The 19619-nt window shown below is 73.4% G+C and carries 16 protein-coding genes; all 16 read right to left on the reverse strand.

The genetic code is table 11. The features are described 5' to 3' along the window. Positions 1-2 precede the first annotated feature (2 nt). The gene (locus JQX11_RS02340) at positions 3-674 is read right to left on the reverse strand and encodes a TRM11 family SAM-dependent methyltransferase (protein WP_204923238.1); all 672 of its coding nucleotides are present in this window, start codon (positions 672-674) and stop codon (positions 3-5) included. Beyond that, the gene (locus tag JQX11_RS02345; RefSeq protein ID WP_204923239.1) at positions 674-2032 is read right to left on the reverse strand and encodes an MFS transporter; all 1359 of its coding nucleotides are present in this window, start codon (positions 2030-2032) and stop codon (positions 674-676) included. Before JQX11_RS02345 ends, JQX11_RS02340 begins: the two co-directional genes overlap by 1 nt. After that, on the reverse strand, positions 2029-3291 hold the full coding sequence (locus tag JQX11_RS02350; protein ID WP_204923240.1) for an ATP-grasp domain-containing protein: 1263 nt from the start codon (positions 3289-3291) through the stop codon (positions 2029-2031). The genes JQX11_RS02345 and JQX11_RS02350 overlap by 4 nt, the downstream gene beginning before the upstream one ends. Beyond that, positions 3292-4581 (reverse strand): ATP-grasp domain-containing protein, encoded by a 1290-nt coding sequence (locus tag JQX11_RS02355; protein ID WP_204923241.1) that lies wholly within the window; start codon positions 4579-4581, stop codon positions 3292-3294. A gap of 29 nt (positions 4582-4610) precedes the next feature. Then, positions 4611-5573, reverse strand: a complete 963-nt coding sequence (cysK, locus tag JQX11_RS02360; protein ID WP_204923242.1) for a cysteine synthase A — start codon at positions 5571-5573, stop codon at positions 4611-4613. 32 nt (positions 5574-5605) lie between these two features. Next, positions 5606-5830: a tautomerase family protein gene (locus JQX11_RS02365; protein WP_088647261.1), complete on the reverse strand. Its 225-nt coding sequence runs from the start codon at positions 5828-5830 to the stop codon at positions 5606-5608. Positions 5831-5856: 26 nt separating this feature from the next. Next, positions 5857-6915 carry a nitronate monooxygenase gene (locus tag JQX11_RS02370; RefSeq protein WP_307826027.1) on the reverse strand — a complete coding sequence of 353 codons (1059 nt, stop codon included), beginning with the start codon at positions 6913-6915 and terminating at the stop codon, positions 5857-5859. After that, positions 6912-8342 (reverse strand): 3-carboxy-cis,cis-muconate cycloisomerase, encoded by a 1431-nt coding sequence (gene pcaB / locus JQX11_RS02375; protein ID WP_204923244.1) that lies wholly within the window; start codon positions 8340-8342, stop codon positions 6912-6914. Before pcaB ends, JQX11_RS02370 begins: the two co-directional genes overlap by 4 nt. After that, complete coding sequence (locus JQX11_RS02380; protein WP_204923245.1) at positions 8339-10273, reverse strand: FAD/NAD(P)-binding protein; 1935 nt, start codon at positions 10271-10273, stop codon at positions 8339-8341. Before JQX11_RS02380 ends, pcaB begins: the two co-directional genes overlap by 4 nt. Beyond that, complete coding sequence (pabB, locus tag JQX11_RS02385; protein WP_204923246.1) at positions 10260-12341, reverse strand: aminodeoxychorismate synthase component I; 2082 nt, start codon at positions 12339-12341, stop codon at positions 10260-10262. Before pabB ends, JQX11_RS02380 begins: the two co-directional genes overlap by 14 nt. 45 nt (positions 12342-12386) lie before the next feature. After that, positions 12387-13601: a 3-deoxy-7-phosphoheptulonate synthase gene (locus tag JQX11_RS02390; RefSeq protein ID WP_204923247.1), complete on the reverse strand. Its 1215-nt coding sequence runs from the start codon at positions 13599-13601 to the stop codon at positions 12387-12389. A 181-nt stretch (positions 13602-13782) separates the two neighbouring features. Then, complete coding sequence (gene pdxR / locus JQX11_RS02395; RefSeq protein WP_204923248.1) at positions 13783-15321, reverse strand: MocR-like pyridoxine biosynthesis transcription factor PdxR; 1539 nt, start codon at positions 15319-15321, stop codon at positions 13783-13785. A gap of 107 nt (positions 15322-15428) precedes the next feature. After that, positions 15429-16271, reverse strand: coding sequence for an acyl-CoA synthetase family protein (locus JQX11_RS02400; RefSeq protein ID WP_204923249.1), 843 nt, complete (start codon positions 16269-16271; stop codon positions 15429-15431). After that, a complete protein-coding gene (locus JQX11_RS02405) occupies positions 16258-17631 on the reverse strand; it encodes an aldehyde dehydrogenase family protein (RefSeq protein WP_204923250.1) in 1374 nt (457 codons plus the stop codon). The genes JQX11_RS02400 and JQX11_RS02405 overlap by 14 nt, the downstream gene beginning before the upstream one ends. Continuing rightward, on the reverse strand, positions 17632-18714 hold the full coding sequence (locus JQX11_RS02410) for a phenylacetate--CoA ligase family protein (protein ID WP_204923251.1): 1083 nt from the start codon (positions 18712-18714) through the stop codon (positions 17632-17634). Between the two features lie 42 nt (positions 18715-18756). After that, positions 18757-19602, reverse strand: coding sequence for an SDR family NAD(P)-dependent oxidoreductase (locus tag JQX11_RS02415; RefSeq protein WP_204923252.1), 846 nt, complete (start codon positions 19600-19602; stop codon positions 18757-18759). Between the last annotated feature and the right edge of the window lie 17 nt (positions 19603-19619).

Consider the following 19619-nt stretch of genomic DNA (forward strand, 5'->3'; position numbering starts at 1 on the left):
GGCTACCGCTTCCGCGCGACGAGCAGGTACTCGTGCCCCCGGTTGTTGACCATCGGGTCCCCCTCGGTGACCGGGCGCGGATAGAGGTGGATGCGCTCGTCGCCGAGGGTGAGGTGACCGCCGAGCACCCGGCCGACATCCCACGCCAGCGGCACGAACCGGTCGGCGACCCGCCGGTTCTGCACCGCCACGACCGCGTACGCGCCCCGCTTGAGCACCCGGGCCAGCGCGTGGAAGGCGTGGTCGAGGGCGGTCAGGTAGGCGGAGTAGTCGCGCAGCGCGTAGAACTGGCCGTCGACCGGGGAGTCGGTGTCGAGCGCGGTGCCGAAGTAGGGCAGGTCGGTGACGAGGAAGTCGACGCTACGGTCGGGCACCGGGGGCCGGCGGGCGTCACCGCAGATCATCACCTGGCCGGGGTACGCCTCCAGGCGGCGCGTCGCCTGCTTGGCCCGGTCCGGGGAGATCTCCAGGCCGATGCCGCGCCGGCCGGTGACCGAGGCCGCGACGAGGCTGGTACCCCACCCGGCGAACGGGTCGAGCACCAGGTCCCCCGGCCGGCTGAACTCGGTGATCAGGGGCGCGATCTGACTCACCCAGCCGCACTGGCCGGCGGCTGCCGGTGGCGCGTGCCGTGGATCGTCGCCGGTGAGGACCACCCAGCTGGCAACTCCCATCAGTGACTCTCCCTGACTCGTACGGGACCGGCGGCGGGCACGCCGCCGGGCGGATCAGTGGCGGCGGGACCGCCGGGCGGGTCGGCGGCCGGACCGCCGTGGGCGGTGTCCCCGGGTGACGGCGGGGTCGGCCCGTCGCCCGTCTGCGGCGCGGCCGGCGCCCGGACCGCCGCCGGGGGCAGGTGAGGTTCGAGGCGCAGCACGCCGACCGCCGACACCACCACACCGGCCGCCAGCACGAGCCACATGCCGGTCGGCGACAGCGACAGCAGCGCGGTCAGCACCGCCGGCGCCAACGCGCCCGGCACCGCCCAGGACAGCTGGTAGACGGCGAGGTGCCGGCCCCGGGTCTGCTCGGGGGCCGCGTTGACCACCAGCGCGGACGCGGTCGCCCCGTGCAGGAGTTCCCCGACGGTGAACAGCGCGGTCGCGGCGAACACCCCGGCCAGCAGGACCGCGCCGCCGGCCGTCGCGCCGAGCACCGCGAACGACACGAACGACAGCCCGAACACGCCGGCACCGGCCGCCACGGCCCTGGACCGGCGGAACCGGGTCAACGCCCGGGTGACCGGGATCTGCGCCACCGCGATGCCGATGGTGTTCACCGCGTAGAGCGCGCCGACGAGCGAGGCCGGCTGCCCCAGGTGCAGCGTCACGTAGACGGGAAGGCTCACCGCCAGCACCATGTAGCCGAACGCGGTCGGCACGTTGAGCAGGGTGAGAGCGAGGAACGGGCGGTTGCGGGCCACCAGCCGGTAGCCCCGACCCTGCGTCGTCCGGGCGGTGCCGCCGGACCGGCGGTGCACGGGGATCGCGCGGATCAGCCCGGCCGCGACGGTGAAGGCGACCGCGCTGGTCAGCACGATCACGGTGAACGCGCGGTCGGCCCGCACCGTGAGCGCCGCCCCGGCCAGCAGACCACCCGCGCCGAGCCCGGCGTTGCGCAGGCTCCGCTGCGCGGCGATCAGCTTGTCCCGGGCGCTGCCGCTGGCGATCTCCGCGACCAGCGAGTGCACCGACGGGGAGAACGACACGTCACCGAACGCCACCACCAGCACCGCCAGGAACAGCGGCCCCGCCGAGTCGACCAGGGGATAGCAGGCGAAGGCGGCGGCGCGCAGCAGGTAGCCGCCCACCACCACGGCGCGTGCGCCGAACCGGTCGACGAGCACCCCGGTCAGCGGGTTGGCGATCAGGCCGAGCACCGCCGCCGCGCTGACGATCGCGCCGACCCGTCCCACGGACAGGCCGGTGCTGTGCTGGAAGTAGATCAGCGACAGCGGCAGGTACATGCCGCTGCCGGTGGCGTCGATCACCATCGCCGCCATGTAGCGGGCCTGGACTCCCCGGCCGGTCACGACGCCTCCCCGATCTGGATCTGCGCGGCGACCCGGTCGCCGAGGCGGCGTAGCCGCGCCTCGCACTCGACCCGGGTCGGGGCGGCGGCGACGGCGGCGGTGAGGAAGTCGGCCGACCCGGCGGCCGGCGGGATCACCTGCCCGGGCCGGGCCCAGCACCAGAACCGGCGGACCCACGGCTCGGTCGGCGGGCTGGGCACCGTGCGCACCAGCCCGGGACGTTTCATCATCAGCATCTGGCCGGACATGCTGCGCGGACGCGGGCGGGCGTCGCCGCTGAGCCGGTCCAACGCCGGTACGGGCAGCCCCAACTGGGTACGCAGCTCCGCCTCCGCCAGGTTGACGCCGAACATCACCTCGAACACCTCGCGGATCTTCGCCCCGCCGCTGCGGCAGGCGATCTCGCAGAGCACCAGCCGGTCGTCGGGGGTGTGGAACACCTCCGCGTGGAAGGCGTGGTCGGTGAGCGCACCGGGCCGACGGGTGAGGGCGGCCAGCACCCGGTCGACGAGGTCGAGCAGCCGCCCGGTGAGCGGGTCGTCCGGGTCGAGGGTCACGTCGATGCGTGGGCCGGGATCGCTGCCGAACGAGGCGAGGTCGTACTGGTACTGCGACGGCCAGGCCAGCACGGTACGGCCGGCCCGGACGAACCCGTCGACGTGGCACATCCGGCCGGGCACGAACCGCTCGACGAGCAGGTCGTCGCGGTCGCCGTCGCGGTACAGCTCGTCCAGGTGGGCGGGCAGCTCCCCGGCGGAGCGCACGATGCGCAACCCGACGGAGTTGTAGCCGGCCCGCTGCTTGAGCACCACCGGGTACCCGTGGTCGGCCGCGAAGGCCCGTACCTGCCCGGCCGTGGTCGCCAGGGTGTGCGGGGCCACCTCGATGCCGGCGGCCACCGCCTGCTGCTTCATCAGCAGCTTGTCGCGGAACGGCCGGATGTCGGCGGGCCGAGGGCCCGGCAGCCCTAAGCGTGCCCGCAGCTCGGCGGCGAGTTCCAGGTCCGCCTCGTGCAGGGCGACGACGTGCCGGGGCCGGTGGCGGGCGGCGAGCGCGGTGGCGCGGGCCGCCACGTCCCGGTCGTAGTGGTCGAGCACCTCCAGGTGGGCCAGGCCGAGGGTGTCGGTCGGGATCTCCTCGCCGAAGGACTCGATCTTGTCGCGGGCGGCGAGCAGCACCGCCGGCTGGTCGTGGTCGGCCAGCCAGTCCCGGTACGGGAACGGCTCCAGCGGATTGCGGTGCAGGATCAGCACGCTCACCTACCCCACCGCCCCGGTCAGCTGGTGCACCTCGGCGACCCGGGCCAGGTGCACGGCACCCCGGTCGTCGCGGATGCGGATGCGGATGAACTCGTCGACGAGCCGCGCGCCCCGCTGCGCGGCGGCGACGACGGTGGGGCCGGTGACGGCGACCAGGCCGAGCCGGTCCCAGTTGTCCCGCAGCGGGCGCACCTCGTCGCCGGGCCGGGCACTGATCCGGACCGCCAGGACGTCGGGCTGGCGGGCCGCCTCCGGCACCCCCTCGACGGACAGCACCCGACCGGGTGGGCCGACGACGGCACGCACACAGCCCGCACCCCGGGGCGCGGGGCTGTCCGGCAACGGGTCGACCAGGCGGAACGGCCAGCCGACGGCGAGCCGGTCCAGGTCGATGCCGTACACGGCGCGGACGAGTTCGGGGATGGCGTCGCCGCCGTAGCGGTGGTGGCCCTCGATGATGCGGGCCCGGGTACCGCTGAGGCGGACCTCGGTGTGGCAGGGGCCGTCGGTGAAGCCCAGGTGGTCGAGGAAGGTGGCGACGCACTCGCCGACCCGGTCCCAGGCGTCCTCGGTCAGCCGGGCCGGCACGGCGTGGCCGAGTTCGGCGAAGTGGCCCGGGTCGGTCATCTTCTCGGTGATCGTGACGACCACGTGCCGGCCGGCGAAGCTGAACGTCTCGACGCTGAACTCCCGGCCGTGGACGTACTCCTCCATCAGGAAGTCGTCGAGCACCAGCAGGGTCGACACCCGGTCGGTGCGGGTCCCCCGCAACCGGCACACCTGCTCCCACACGGCCTCGTGTCCGGACGGGTCGTCGACCCGGAACACCCCGATGCTGGCGGTGGCGGCGGTCGGCTTCACCACGAACGGGTACCCGTGCCGGACGCCGAAGGCGCGCAGGTCGTCGAAGTCGCGCAGGGGGGCCGCCGCGACCGCCTCGGCGTCGCGGCTGACCAGGTGGCGCCGCATGGCCAGCTTGTCCCGGAACCGGCGGGACACCGGGTAGCTGGTGCCGTCGAGGCCGAGCAGGTCACGGGCGCGGGCCGCGATGTCCAGGCCCGGCTCGGTCAGCGACACCACCTGGTCGATGCGCCACCGCTGGTGCAGCCGGGTCACGACCGGCGCGGTCAGCGTCCAGTCGGTGTAGTCCAGCACCTCCACGACGTCGGCCACCTGCCGCTGCCGTTCGGTGATCTTGGTGGGGTGCTGGAGCAGGAGCACCCGCAGACCGAGTTCCTTCGCCGCGACGGCGGTGTCGTCGACGCCACCGACGAGTAGCAGTGTCCGCACGGGACCGTCCCCTCCGAATCTCCGGCGTCTCACGGACGCTCAGACCACATGCTCAGGTAGCGCTCCCCGGTGTCGGGGAGGATGACGACGATCCGCTTGTCGACGCTGTCGCGCCGACGGGCCACCCGCAGCGCCACGTGGGTGGCCGCCCCGGAGGACACCCCGGCGAGGACCCCGACGCGGCGGGCCAGCCAGCTGCTCGTGTCCGCCGCCTCGTCGTCGGTGACGGTGACGACCTCGTCGATCAGGCTCAGATCGGTGGTGGGGGCGACGAACCCGCCGTTGAAACCGGGGATGGCGTGGGTGCCGGCCGTACCCCCGGACAGCAGCGGCGAACCCGCCGGCTCCACCGCGACCGCCCGCAGCGCGGGGTTGCGCTCCTTGAGGTAGCCGGCGGTGCCGCTGAGCGTGCCGCCGGTGCCGACCCCGCAGACCAAAACGTCGACCCGGCCGCCGGTGTCGGTCCAGATCTCCGGGCCGGTGGTCTCCCGGTGGGCCCGGGGATTGTCGTCGTTGTCGTGCTGCCGGACGAACCACGCGCCCGGCGTCATCGCGCAGATCTCCTCGGCCTTGTCGACCGCGCCCTGGTAACGCGCCTCGCGGGGGGTCAGCACCACGTCGGCGCCGAACCGGCGCAGCAGGCCGATCCGCTCCGGGGTGGCGTTGTCCGGCAACACGATGACGCAGCGGTACCCGCGCGCCGCACACAGGGCGGCCAACGCGATGCCGGTGTTGCCCGACGTCGCCTCCACCACGACGCCGCCGGGGCGCAGCCGCCCGTCGGCCTCCGCCGCGCGGAGCATGTAGAGCGCCGCGCGGTCCTTCACGCTGGCGGCCGGGTTCGCGCACTCCAGCTTCGCCAGCACCTCGGCACCGGGTGCCCGGTGCGCGACGGGCAGGCGCAGCAGGGGTGTGTTGCCGACGAGGTCGTCGATGCCGTCGGCGATGCTGGGTAACGGTCTCGGTGCGAGGGTACGGGTCGGCTGCGCCATGGCGGTCTCCACCTCTTCCAGGGGCCGGGGTGTCAGTAGTTCGGCACCTTGCGCAGCAGGTGCTGCCGTTCGACGATCTCCGGCTGGTAGACCTGCGCCTGCCAGCGCTGCTCCTCCACCGGTTCCAGGGCGATGGACACCACGTTCGGGCTGCACCCGAAGGCGGTGGTGACCGCCTCGGTCAGCTCGTCGACGAGCTGCTGCTCGGTGTCCCGGTGCAGGTCGACCGGAAAAAACTTGATGTTGATGTGCGGCATCGGGTCCTCCTCGGGGGTACGGCTGGTCAACGGGGTGCGGGATGCGGTGGGGTCGCGGCGGCCACGGCGGCGGCGAGGCGGGTGACCACCCGACCGGCGGGCTCCGGCCGGGCGGACCGGTAGCCCGTGCCGGCCCAGAGCGCCATGTGCTCGGCGTCGCCGCGTGCCGCCGCCGCCACGCGCAACGGTTTGGTCAGGTGGTGGATCTGCGGGTAGGCGGCGGGGGCCAGCGCGTCGAAGGAGTCGACGAACCGGTTGCGCAGCCCCCGCGCCGGCCGGCCCGAGAAGGCCCGGGTGACGACGGTGCCGGGCCGGCCGGGCTCGGTCAGCGCGGCCCGGTGCGCCGGATGGGTGCCGGCCTGGGGGGTCAGCAGCAGCGCGGTGCCGACCTGCACCGCCGACGCGCCGGCCGCGACCACCGCGTCGACCTGCGCCGGGTCGGTGATCCCCCCGGCGGCGATCAGCGGCACCGCGACGGCCCGCCGGACCGTGCCGACCAGTTCGGCCGTGCCCGGCTGCGGGTCGGGGCGGCGTTCGGGGGTGAAGCTCGCCCGGTGCCCGCCGGCGTCGGCGCTCTGCACGCAGAGCGCGTCGGCTCCGGCCGCGACGGCCACCCGCGCCTCCGCGACGTCGGTGACCGTGACGACGACCTGCGACCCGGCGGCGTGCAGCCGCTCGACGACCGCCCGGGACGGGCAGCCGAAGGTGAAGCTGACCACCGGCACCCGCGCGGCCAGTACCACCTCTATCTTGTCGGCGAAGTGGTCGGTGTCCCGCTCGGGCGGCTCGGGCAGGGTCACCCCCCGGTGGGCCGCCTCGGGCAGCAACGCCTCCCGGAACCGGGCGACGGCGGCCCGGTCCACCGGCCGGGACTCCGGCACGAAGACGTTGACCCCGAACGGTGCGGTGGTGCTGCGGCGGACCTGGTCGATGTCGGCGGCCAGGTCCGCCGGGCGGAGATAGCCTGCGGCCAGGAAACCGAGCCCCCCGGCGTCGCCGACGGCCGCGACGAGGGCGGGCGTGCTGACTCCTCCCGCCATCGGCGCGCCGAGCACCGGACGTGCCAGGGGGCCCGGCCCGCTCACGGCCGCCGGCCCTCGGTCGCGAGGGCCGACCGCGCGCCGACCGTCCGGTAGCGGTGCAGGACCCGGTCCACCAGCAGGTCGGCGGCACCGACGTAGCCGGCCGGGTCGAGCAGGGTGGCGACCTCGGCCGGGTCGAGGACGGCGGTGACCCGGGGGTCGGCCGTCACCAGGTCGCGCAGCGGCTGCCCGGTCTGCACCGCCCGGCCGGTCAGAGTGGTCAGCAGTTCCTTCGCCACCGCCTTGCCCAGCAGCGGGGCGAGTCGCACGGCCAACCGTTCCGAGGCCATGAACTCCCCGGCGAGGTCGAGGTTGGCGCGCATCCGGTCGGGGAACACCGTCAGCCCGCCGGCCAGCTCGGCCGCCGCGTCGGCGGCCCCACCGGCCAGCCGCAACGCCTCCCGGAACGGCTGCCACTCGGCATGCCAGGCCCCGCCCGGGCGTTCGTCCTCGGCGACGAGGCAGTGCGCGACGGTCGCGGCGAGCATCGGCAGCTGGGTGGCCGCCGCCCGGATCCGGGTCGCCAGCACCGGGTTGCGTTTGTGCGGCATCGCCGAGGACACCCCGCGTCCCGGGCCGGTCGGCTCGGCCAGCTCCCCGATCTCGGTACGCGCCATGACCTGCACGTCCGCCGCCATCGCCCCGAGCACGCCGGTGGTCAGCCCCAGCACGCCCGCGACGGCGTGCAGGGGCGTCCGCACGGTGTGCCAGGGCGCGTGCGGCTCGGCCAGGGAGAGTTCCTCGGCGAAGGCGTGGATCAGCTTCTCGGCGTAGCCGTCGTCGGTGTCCCCGGCGAGCCGGGCGAACTCCAGGTACGCCCCGAGGGTGCCGGCGGCCCCGCCGAGCTGCACCGGCAGCCCCTCGGTGAGCAGGGCGTGGATCGCCTGCCGGGCGTCGAGGACGCCGGAGAGCCAGGTCGCCGCCTTCAGGCCGAACGTGGTCGGCACGGCGTGCTGGGTCAGGGTCCGGCCGGCCAGCGGCGTGCCCCGGTGCCGGTCGGCGAGGGTGGCCAGCGCGTCGGCGGTCGCGGCCAGGTCCGCGTCGATCACCCGCAACGCACGCTCCGCCACCAGGATCAGCGCGGTGTCCAGGATGTCCTGGCTGGTGGAGCCGCGGTGCACGTACTCCGCGGCGGCCGGGTCCAGCGCCGTGACCAGCTCGGTGAGCGCGGCGACCACCGCGACCACCGGGTTCGCCGTCTCGGTCGCCCTGCGGGCCACCGCGTCGAGGTCGATCCGGTGGGCGTCGGCGACGGCGGTGATGGTGTCCGCGTGTTCCCCGGGCACCACCCCCAGCCGGGCCTGGGCCCGCACCAGGGCGGCCTCCGCGTCGAGCATCGCCTGCAGGACCGCCCGGTCCCGGACGGCGTCCTCGATGCCCCGGCCGGCGCTGCCGGGGCTAAGCAGCCCGTGGTCGAAGCCTTCGGTCATGTCGTCACCGCTCCCGTCGTGGTGGCCGCCTGCGCGGTGAGGGCGAGCACCGACAGGCTGATCGCGTCCGCGTCGCCGAGCATCACCGAGTTGACGCCCGGCCGCGCGCCCGCCGCGGTGGCCCAGTGTGCACCCTCCGTGGGCACCCCGAACACGAAGCGACGGGTGTGTCGCTCACCGGCCGCCGACACCGGGTGGAACGGCCGGCCGGTCACCGCCAGCCCGCCGGTGACGTGCGGCCCGGCCTCCCGGTCGGGCACCACGTGCGGCGCGCAGGACCGGTGCGCGAGCATCCAGCCGAGCAACGGATCGGCGGTACGCCGCAGGTCCACCTCCGGCAGCCGCGCCTCGATCATGGCGGTCACCACGTCCGGGCTCTCCGGCGTGCGGGGCGACTCGACGAGGAACCCGGCCTGCTCGGGACACGGCGTCACCCGCATCTCGGCCCCGACGATCCGCAGCACACCGGCGCGGATGAGCGCGGCCAGCTGCTCGACCCGGTGGGCCGGGGGGCCGATGCTGAGGAAGGCGTTCATCGGGGTGTACCAGCGGTCCAGGTGCTCACGGTGCGAGGCGCCCCGCAGACCGCCGTGGTCGACGGCGAGGCGGACCTCGTTGCGCAGGTCACGCAGGACGTCCATGGCCGCCTTGAGCGGGCCGCTGACGTTGCCCTCCTCCGCCGTGCGGGCGTCCTCGTCGAGGTAGCGCAGCATCCACTCCTGTAGCGCCGCCGACCCGGTGAAGGTCTCGTCGCGGGCCGGGTCCAGCACCGTGTCCCAGTCCCACCGCTCGGTGATCCCGAAGTGCTGGCGGATCTCCTCCTCCCGCGCGTCGCCCCGGGGTACCTGGAGGTACTCGGCCTCGAACCGGCGGGCCTTGCCGCGGCAGCCGGCCCGGCGCAGCACCGCCACGTAGAAGGCCGTCTCCACCTCCTTGGCGATCAGCGGCCACAGGTCGGTCATGAAGTCCATCGCGGTGGTGTCCCGGGCCGCGCGCAGCCGCTCGACCAGCGCGACGGTGAGCACCCGTGGCTCGTGCCGCCCGTGTGCGCCCTTCTCGTTGCGGCCCCGCGCCCGGTACGGGATGCCGCGGCGGGAGCCGGCCAGCAACTGCGGTTCCAACCCGGACGGCAGGTAGGTCAGCCGGCCGTCGTCGGCGCGGACGTAGCGGCCGGCGCGTCCCTCGGTGAGCAGTGCCAGGTAGTCGAAGAAGCAGAGCCCGAGCCCGCGCAGCAGGGTCGGTTCGCCGGGCCGCACCATCGACAGGTCCACGTCGGCCGGGTTGGCCGGCAGGATGTACGTCAGCCCCCGCTCGACGGCGAACTCGGCGAGCGTCTGCTCCTGCGGGGTCGGGGTGACCGGGTAGTGGCCCTGCGCCAGCACCACCGCGTCCAGGCCGGGGAGCCGGTCGCCGGTCTGCAACTGCACGCACTGCTTGCCGTCGGACTCGTCCCACAGCGCGACGGCGACCGTGGCGTGGGCGCGGACGGTGACGTTGGCCGGCGCGGTGCCGACCACCCGCCGGTAGACCCAGGCCAGGTAGTGGCCGAACAGCCGGCGGGTGGAGTAGGTGTCGGGTCCCACCGCGCGCAGTTCCTCGGCGACGTCGGCCGGGAACTGGCCGAGGTCGCCCATCAGCACCTGGAACCGGGCCCACTCGTAGAGGCTCGGGCCCTCCCGGAGCAGACCGGCCAGCTCCACGGTCGAGTCGGGGAACACGGTCACCTGGGAGGCCACGGTGTTCATCAGCAGCCGGTCGGACTGGTCGGCCCGCCACACCCGGCCCGCCCCGGGCGGGTACGGGTCGACGACGTCGACGCGTACCGGCCGGTCGGGGTCGGCGGCGGCGTTGCTGACCAGGCGCTCCAGCACGCAGAGCCCACGCGGCCCCATGCCGACGATGCACACCGACAGCGGATCACTGGTAGACATCGACGTCCTCCCGGTAGCCGCCGCTGAGCAGCGCGCGCAACGGGGCGGCGGCCTTCAGCAGCATCTCGTCGAACTCCCCCTCCGGATCGGAGTCGAGGATGATGGCCCCGCCGGCGCCGACCCGCATGCCGTCGCCGGACAGCACCGCGGTGCGGATGACGATGTTGAGGTCGGCGGTGCCGTTGCAGCTCAGGAAGCCCAGCGAACCGGAGTAGATGCCCCGGGCGGTGGTCTCCAGCCCGTCGATGATCTCCAGCGTCCGCAGCTTCGGCGCCCCGGTCATCGAGCCGCCGGGGAAGCACGCCTCGACGCAGTCGACGGCGGTGGCCTCGGCCCGCAGGCGGCCCCGGATGGTCGAGACGAGCTGGTGCACGCTCGCGTACGACTCGGTCTGCATCAGCTTGGGGACGGTGACGCTGCCGACCTCGCAGACCCGACCGAGGTCGTTGCGGAGCAGGTCGACGATCATCAGGTTCTCGGCGCGGGTCTTGTCGCTGGTGGTCAGCTCGTCGCGCAGTGCCGCGTCGACCGTGGGGTCGGGGTGCCGGGGCGCGGTCCCCTTGATCGGCTTGGTCTCGACCACCCGGTCGGCGGTCAGCCGCAGGAAGCGCTCCGGGGAGGAGCAGGCCACCTCGATGTCGCCCAGCCGCAGGTAGGCCGAGTAGGGGGCCGGGTTGTACCGGCGCATGGCCCGGTAGAAGGCGAACCCGTCGCGGGGACGCGGCAGGCGCAGCCCGTTGGTCAGGCAGATCTCGTAGCTCTCCCCGGCGACCAGTTCCTGCTTGCAGGCGGCGATGTCGGCCAGGTACTGCTCCCGGTCCCGCTCCAGCGACGCGACCAGCGAGCTGGTGTCGACCGGCGGCGGGGTGAGCGGGGTGACCGGTCCCGCCTCGGGGATGGCGGTGAGCTGCTCGGCGACGGCCTCGACCCAGTCCCGTGCCGCGTCGTCGCTGCCCTCGCTGCCGTCGGAGAGCGCCACCAGGTAGGTCTGCCGGTCCCGGTGGTCGACCGCGACGAACCGGTCGGCGAAGATCCAGTACGCGTCCGGGGTGTCGGCGCGGTGCGGCCCGGCAGCGCCCAGGTCGCCCTTCAGCTCGTAGCCGAAGTAGCCCACGTAGCCGCAGGTCAGGTCGGTGGGCAGGGCCGACGAGTCGAGGTGGATGGCCTCCAGCCGCTGCTGGAGGTAGGACAGGATGGTGCCGGGCACCCGGGTCGGGGCGCCGGCCGCCGTGGCGACCTCGACCGCGCCGGTGCCGACGTCGTAGCGGACCACCTCGGACAGCGGCCCGGAGGCGTCGCCGAGGTAGGAGAAGCGGGACAGTCCCTCCTCGACCCGGGCGCTGTCCAGCCAGAAGGCGTGGGTCGAGTCCCGGAACAGCCTGGTGAACGCCTGCTCGGCGTCGGTCTCCCAGCCGAGGGTGCGCACGTGCAGTTGGTGCGTCGGCGCCGCGATGGGCGGCGGGGCGGCCACCTGGATGCTCTCCCGGGCCTGGTGGGCCCGGGTCAGGTCGCGGAAGTTGCCGAGCAGGGTCTGCCCGTACTCGGTGCAGATCGACTCGGGGTGGAACTGGAGCCCCCACATCGGCCGGTCGACGTGCCGCAGGCCCATGATCACGCCGTCCTCGGCCCAGGCGGTCGCCACCAGCTCCGGGGGCAGGTCCGACACGCACAGCGAGTGGTACCGCACGGCGGTGAAGTGCTGCGGGATGCCGGCGAACAGGCCGTCACCGTCGTGCGTGATCGACGCCAGGTGCCCGTGCCGGGGTACGGGCGCGGAGTGCACGGCCGCGCCGTGGCCCGAGGCGATGCCCTGGTGGCCCAGGCAGACGCCGAGCACCGGCACCGGGGACTCCGCGATGACCTGTGCGGAGAAGCCGAAGTCCTTCTCCCGGTCGGGTCGGCCGGGTCCGGGCGAGATGACCACGTTGTCGAACCGGCGCAGATCCAGGGTGGCCACGGCCGGGTCGTCGTGGCGGACGACGGTGGGCTCGACGCCGTTGACCACGGCGATGAGCTGGAACAGGTTGTAGGTGTAGGAGTCGTAGTTGTCGACCAGCAGGGTACGCACTGATGCCTCCTCCGCTCGGGTCACGAGGTGTGTGGGGACTGGTGTTCAGCGGTGCATCGCGGTGACGAGCGCGTCGACGACCGCGTCGGCCTGCTCGTGGTTCAGCCGCGGGTCGCACAGCGACCGGTAGGCGCGACCGAGTTGACTCTCGTCGACCACGCCCGCGCCGACGCACTCGGTGACGTCGTCCGCGGCGATTTCGAGGTGCAGGCCCGCCGGCTCCCGGCCGTGGCTGCGCAGCACCTCGACGAAGGTGGTCAACTCGTCCACGATGGTGTCCAGGTGGCGGGTCTTCACCCCACCGGCACCGCGGACGGTGTTGCCGTGCATGGCGTCGCACATCCAGGCGACCGGGTGCCCGGCGTCGGCCACCGCCCGGACCAGCGACGGCAGGTGGTCGGCGATCTTGCGGTGGCCCATCCGGCTGATCAGGGTCAGCCGGCCGGGCCGGCGGTGCGGGTCGAGCAGGGCGCAGATCCGCAGCACCTCGTCGACCGTGGCACTGGGGCCGACCTTGACCGCGACCGGGTTGCCCAGCCCCGCCAGGAAGTTCAGGTGGGCGCCGTCCACCGCGCGGGTGCGCTCACCCACCCAGGGCAGGTGCGTCGAGCGCAGGAACCACTCGCCGCTGGCCTCGTCGAGGCGGGTCAGCGCCTGCTCGTACTCGAGGATCAGCACCTCGTGGCTGGTCCGTACGCCGCCGCCGGCCGCCGACAGCTCCGCCACCACCTGCCGGGCGGTGTAGTAGCAGGACAGCAGCCGGTACGGGTCGGCCTGGCGGGCGGCGGCGGTGGCCTCCGGCTCGTTGACCATCAGCCCGCGGAACACCGGCAGCAGTTGGCCGTCGACCGCTTCGAAGGGCTCCGAGCGGGGCTTGGCGAACTGGCCGGCGAGCCGCCCCACGCCGATGGTCGGGCGACGCAGCTCGCGGGCCAGGCGCTCGCCGAGGGCCGTGATGGCCCGGTGTTTGGCCCGCGCCGAGGTGGTGGCGGCCATGCCGAGCGGCTCGGCGCAGTCGCCGGCCTGGAGCACGAACGCCTCACCCGCGCTGGCGCGGGCGATGTCCTCCCTCAGCCGCCTGATCTCCGCGACCTCGGTCAGCGCGGGCAGGCCGGACAGGTAGTCGGCGACAGCGTCGAGCTCGTCCCGGTCCGGCCAGGTCGGCTGCTGCGCGATGGGCAGCGTCCGCCAACCGGCGGGACTCCAGCTGTCGGTGGTGGGCGCCTCGGGGCGCCGTACGAGAAGCTGTGGTGATGGCATAAGTCTCTCCCCCTGTATTCTTCGGGGCGGCCCGGTCACCGAAGAAGGCGCCGCGATCCGGTACGGACCGTATAGGCGCAAGAGACGATTGGCACAGGGCCATGTTTGCCATCTCGCTAGTACCACTGGGATTGGCACCTGACTATTTGGCTACATGGACCTTTGGCCCGGCGGGAACGACTTATACGCTCTTCCTCAATGCAGCCCGACCGTTCGAATGCGAACGACCGGTGAACTGCTCCACGACCGCCGTCAGGCGGGTCACGCCGGAGAGGATCTTCTCGGGTGGGGTGGCCGCGTAACCGAGGACCAGGCCCCGCCCGATCCCTTCGAGTTCGTCGCCGAACGACGACAGTGGATAGACCCGCAACCGCGCCTCCCGACCGAGCCGGGCCAGGCGTTGTTCGTCGGCGTTGTCGGGCAGGCTGGCGACCAGATGGGTGCCCCGTGGGGCGGTGTCGATCGTGACGAACCCGCCGAGCCGGCCGCGCAGCGCGCCGACGAGAATGTCGCCGCGTTCCCGGTAGACGTCGCGCATTCGGCGTACGTGCCGGGCGAGGTGATTCGCCTCGATGAACTCCGCGAGCGCCGCCTGGGTGAGGATGTTGAGTGAGTTGACCGTCGCCCGCTGCACCTCGGTGACGATGTCGACCAGATCCGGGGGGACCACCAGATAGGCCAGGCACAACCCGGGGAAGAGGACCTTGCTGAAGGTCCCGACATAGATGACGCGCCCGTCCTCGTCGCCCTGGTGCAGCGGCGGGCCGGGGTTCTCCGCCCAGAACTCGCCGTCGTAGTCGTCCTCGATGATCCAGGCGTCGTTGTTGCGGGCCCAGGCGAGCACCTCGGCCCGGCGGGCGGCGGACATCCGCACCGACAGGGGGAACTGGTTGTTGGGCGTCACCACCGCCATCCGCGCGTCCGGGTGACGGGCCTTGCCCACGGCCACGCACATGCCCTCGGCGTCGACCGGGACGGGGCAGGTGTCCGCGCCGGCGGAGTGCAGGGCGCCCCGGATGGCCTGCAGGCCCGGGTCCTCGACGAGGACCTTCTCCCCCGGTTCCAGCAGGGTCAGGGCCATCACGTGCACGGCGATCTGGGCGCTCGGCTGGATGATCACCTGTTCCGGGGTGCACCGGACGCCCCGCATCAGCCCCAGCATGGCCGCGATGCCCTTGCGCAGCGGCCAGTAGCCGGCCGGGTCGCGGTGCGTGTAGAGGGCGCTGGTGAGCTGGTGGGACTTGCTGAACATGATCTGGCCCCAGACCTTCGACGGGAAGAGGTCCAGGGCGGGCATGCCGAGGGTGAACGGCCGGTCCGGGTAGCGCAGCTGGTCGTGCGCCGGGGTGAAGTAGGCCGACGCCTCGGCCATCCGACGGGCGGCCCGGGTGATCCGCAGGGGGGTCTTGGTGGCCGGGCGGGGCAGTTGGGACTCCATCTCCCGTGCGCTCTGCCGGGTGGCCACCCGGGTGCCGGAACCCACCCGGCCGTCGAGATAGCCCTCGGCGAGCAGCCGGTCGTAGGCCACCAGCACGGTGTTGCGGGAAACCCCCAACTCCTTGGCCAGGGTGCGGGTGGCCGGCAGTCGGGTGCCCGGGGTGAGTTGACCCGCCTCGATGCTCCACCGTAACTGTTCGTACAACTGTTGGTAGAGCGGCGCCGTTGAATGACGGTCGATGAGGAAACCGCTTCCCGGCAGCGCGGGAGACTCACGTGGCATGCATTTGTCCTTGCCCGATCGGGCGCGGCCGGGATTGCCTGTGGGCCCGGCCGCGCTGACGATCCATCTCCCGACCGAGGCGGCTCAAGAAACGGAAATGACCATGCCTACAACTTAGCTACCGACGGAAGCGCGACGGACCCGGCCGGTAGGACGATTCCTGACACAAGTTTGTCCAACTGGGCCGCGTTGTCCACGATGTACGGAAAGGTGGTGCTGGAGTCGGTCGCCCGGTCATCCGGCCGGCGCGGCAGGGTCACCGGCATGGCGGCGTCCAGAATGGACCGTCCCGCCGGACGGGAGGTGGTCAGGTCGACGACGCCCCCCGCGGCCAGCGTCCGGTAGGTGGCCAGTTGGCCGGTGAGGCTGCCTAGCCCACCCGCCGCGAACACCGGCCGGCGTTCCGGCTGGCGGACGGCGGAGTCGAGAGCGAACCCGGTCAGCCCCACCACCAGCGGCGAGCGGCCCGGGTCCAGATAGGCGATCTTGCAGACGTCGTCCTGGTCGGCGCAGATGTCCGGCCGGACGCTGGCCTTGGCCGGCTCGGTCAGGTCGACGCCGAGCACCCGGTAGCGGGGACGTTCCCCGGTCAGCCGTTCGTGACACTGCAACACCGCCGCGCCCGTCGCGTCGGTCAGCACCACGTCCGGGTCACCCAGCAGGTCGGCCGACCAGGGGCTGGGCGTCTGGATGGGCGTCGAGATCACCACCGCGCCGACGATCAGCCCGGCGATCAGGGCGACCAGCCCCTCCGCGCTGCCCATGGTCAGGATGGCCAGCCGGGTCTGCGCGCCGTCACCGGGCTCGCCGATCCGGCCGGCCAACGTCGCCGCCTGACGCAGCAGGTCGCCATAGGTGATCGACGACTCGCTCTGGTTGGGCAGCTGGAACCGCACCGCCTGACCGGTGGCCCACCACCTGTCGGAGAGCAACTCCTCAAGCCAACGCATGATCCCTCGTTCCGGTCGTCACGACGCCCTTGGCCTTCAGCAGGAACAGCGACAGGTTGCCCTCGTGGGGAATTCCGGGCGCGCTGTCCCAGGGCAGGGTCAGCCCGCACGTGACCTTACGGACGCTCGGGTCGGCCACCACCGCGGCCCGCAGGTCGGTGTCGTCGGTCAGCAGGTTGAGCACCAGCGCGTCGCCGAGGGCGGCGGTGCCGTCCGTAGGCCGCCAGGGCGCCACCACGACGAACGGGAACGGCAGCTCCATCCCCACCGCCGGATGCCGCAGGTCCTCGGTGGACAGCACGGTGGGCAGCGGCCGGTGCGACCCGTCCGGCAGCCGCACCAGCGGGTCCGCGCCGGCCGCCGTGTGCACCACCGCCCCACCCCCGGCCAGTCCGGCGAGCTGCCGGCGCAGGCCCTCGGCGCGGGCGGCGTCGACCACGGGCAGGGTGGCGTCGGGGGCCGACACCTCGGGGCTGGTCAGCGCGTCGAAGCGGGCGGCGAGCGCTTCGGCGACCTGCCGGGGGTCACCGGTGGTCAACACGAGGGAGATGTTGTTGCACCGGGTTCCGCCGTCGTGCGCCGCGCTGACGGTGAGGTGGTCGAGCACCTCGTCGGTCACCGGCCGGTCGAGCAGGACCCGGCTGCGCCCCGGCCCCCGGGTGGTGACCGTCGCGCTGTCGGCCCACCGCCGTACGGCGTCGCTGCCGCCGTACACGATGCCCCGGTCGGCGGCCTCCAGGAGGTACTCCCCCACCGCGCGCTCGCACGGCAGGAAGGAGATCCGGTGCTCCGCCAGGCCGGCGGCGAGCAGGGCGAGGGTCAACCGGCGGGCGGTGAAGGGCTCCCGGGTGCCGGGGCGCACCAGCACGCTGTAGCCCAGCGCCAGCGCGTGCAGCCACGAGTCGTTGGGGGCCGGGTGGTTGCTGGCCATCACGGCCGTGAAGAGCCGACCCGCCGGCACCCACGCCGTGTCGTAGCCGTCGCCGAGCCGGGTGCCGGGCAGCTCGGCCCGGGTGGTGGCCGGCAGGTGGGTGAGGCTGCGCACGATGTCGGCCACGGCGTTGCGGACGGTCACCCGGGGCAGGCCGGCGGCGAGCGCGACCCGCCGCTCGTACTCCTGCGGGGTCTCCCCGTCGAGGTCGGCGGTGGCGAACAGGTCGGCGGCCCGCAGCAGCAGGTCGTGCCCGACCGGCGTGCCGTCGGCCGACCGCCGGGCCCGGGTCACCGCACCGACGGCCATCAGCCGCGGCGCCATCCCCACCTCGCCCAGCAGGTCGCCCCGGACGTCGGCGAGCGGGGCCCGGTCGAGGCTCGCCACCGGCCGGCCGCAGACGATCGGCTCCACCACGATGCCGGCCACTCAGTACACCCCCTCGATCACCCGTACGTCGCCCACCTCGGCCACGGTGCCGACCTCGGCCAGGCCGTCGACCGTGGCGTCGCCGACGGGCTCCACCCGCACGGCGGTGTCCCGCTCGATGACGTTGGGCAGGAACATCTCGTCGCTGACCAGACTCAGCCGGACCCGGCCACGCTGACCGTAGTCGACCACCGCGCCGGCGTCGTCGATTACGTCGATCCAGACCGCCTCGGCGTACGGCTCGAACACGCACAGGTGCCGGTCGTCGGGGCGTCGGGGCCGCTGCGGGGCGACGCCCATCAGGGTGTTGCCGTAGATGCCCACGATCGTCGTGTCCGGGAAGAACACCTCCTCCACCTGCCGCAGGCTCTCCGGGCTGAACGAGGTGCCGGCCCAGATGATCGTCTCGACGGTCCGCTCGACGGCCGCGTGCAGCTCCGGGTCGGCGCAGATCGCCTCGATCAGCGGGGGCGTCGTGCTGAGAACCTTGACCGGTTGCGAGCGCAGCACCTCGGCCGCCTGGTCCAGCAGGTGCCGCACGTACCGCTTGACCGTGTCGGCCTCCCCCGCCGCCACCAGCTTCTTGACCCAGCGCGGGTCGAAGTCGACGGTGTGGAACAGGCCGTTGCCCAGGGCGGCGTAGCGGGCGCAGTCGTAGGCGAAGACGTGCGGACCGCTCGGGCCGAGGTGCAGCCAGTGCGCCGGGTCGGCGATGTGGTGCGCCCGCAGCCGCTGCATCGCCCAGGAGAGCAGCCGGCTCCGGTAGTCCCGGTCGACGATTCGCTTGGGCGCGCCGCTGGTCCCGCCCGACTCGTACACCCGGAAGCCGGTGCCGGTCAGGCCGCGCGGGATCAGGTCACCGACCGGGACGTGCCGCAGCTGGTCGGTGAGATCCGGGAAGCGCACCAGGTCGGCGGCGGTGTCGATGTCGCGTAGCGGATCGAAGTCGAGCAGCCCGCGCTGGCGTAGCCAGAACGGCGAGCCGGTCTGGGGGTCGAAGTGCCATCGCAGCAGCCGCCGGAGCCGCTCGTCGAAGGTCTCGACGGGACTCGACGCCACCGCCGTCGTGGTCAACGTGTTCATGCTCGCTCCTCGCCGATCGTCTGGTGGATGGGTCGGACCGCCTCAGTGGGCGGCGACCGCAGGCTCCGGGTAGGACATCGACAGCCCGATCTCGCGGGTGGCCGCGAGCTCCTGCGACACCTCGGTCAGCTTCTCGCCGACGCGCTGCACGGAGTCCGCGCCGAGCGGGAGCCGGAACGGCGGTTGCGGGTTTCGGCCGAGGTCGATGATGGCCGCCGCCGCCCGCGCGGGGTCGCCGGCCTGCGCGTGGTTCTGCCCGACCGACCAGGCGCGGACCCGCCCGGAGGTCTCGGTGTACTCCGGGAACTCGCGGCCGGCGAAGTGCAGCGAGGAAGGGTCGAGGAAGTCGGTCCGGAACAGGCCGGGCTCCACCAGGCACACCTGGACGCCGACCGGCTCCAGCTCCACCCGCAGCGCCTCGCTGAGCCCCTCCACCGCGAACTTCGTCGCCGCGTAGACGCCCCAACCCATCTTGGCGCTGAAGCCGAGGACCGAGCTGATGTTGATGATCCGGCCCCGGCGCTGCCGCCGCATCACGGGCAGCACGCTGCGGGTGACGTTCAACAGGCCGAACACGTTGGTGTCGAACACCGCCCGGGTCTCGGCGTCGGTGGCCTCCTCGACGGCCCCGAGCAGACCCCGGCCGGCGTTGTTGACCAGCACGTCGATGCCGCCGAAACTCTCCACCGCGGCGAGCACCGCCCGGTCGGCCTGGGACTGGTCGGTGACGTCGAGCGGGACCACGAGCAGCCGGTCGGGGTAGGACAGCTCGGCCAGGCTGCTGGTGTTGCGCGCCGTGGCGACGACCTGTTCGCCACGCTCCAGCAACTGCCGGACGATCTCCAGGCCGAAGCCCCGTGAGGCGCCGGTGACGAACCAGACGGACATGCTTCTTCCCTCCTGTG

The sequence above is a fragment of the Micromonospora humida genome, assembly GCF_016901255.1.
Taxonomy (GTDB): Bacteria; Actinomycetota; Actinomycetes; order Mycobacteriales; family Micromonosporaceae; genus Micromonospora; species Micromonospora wenchangensis.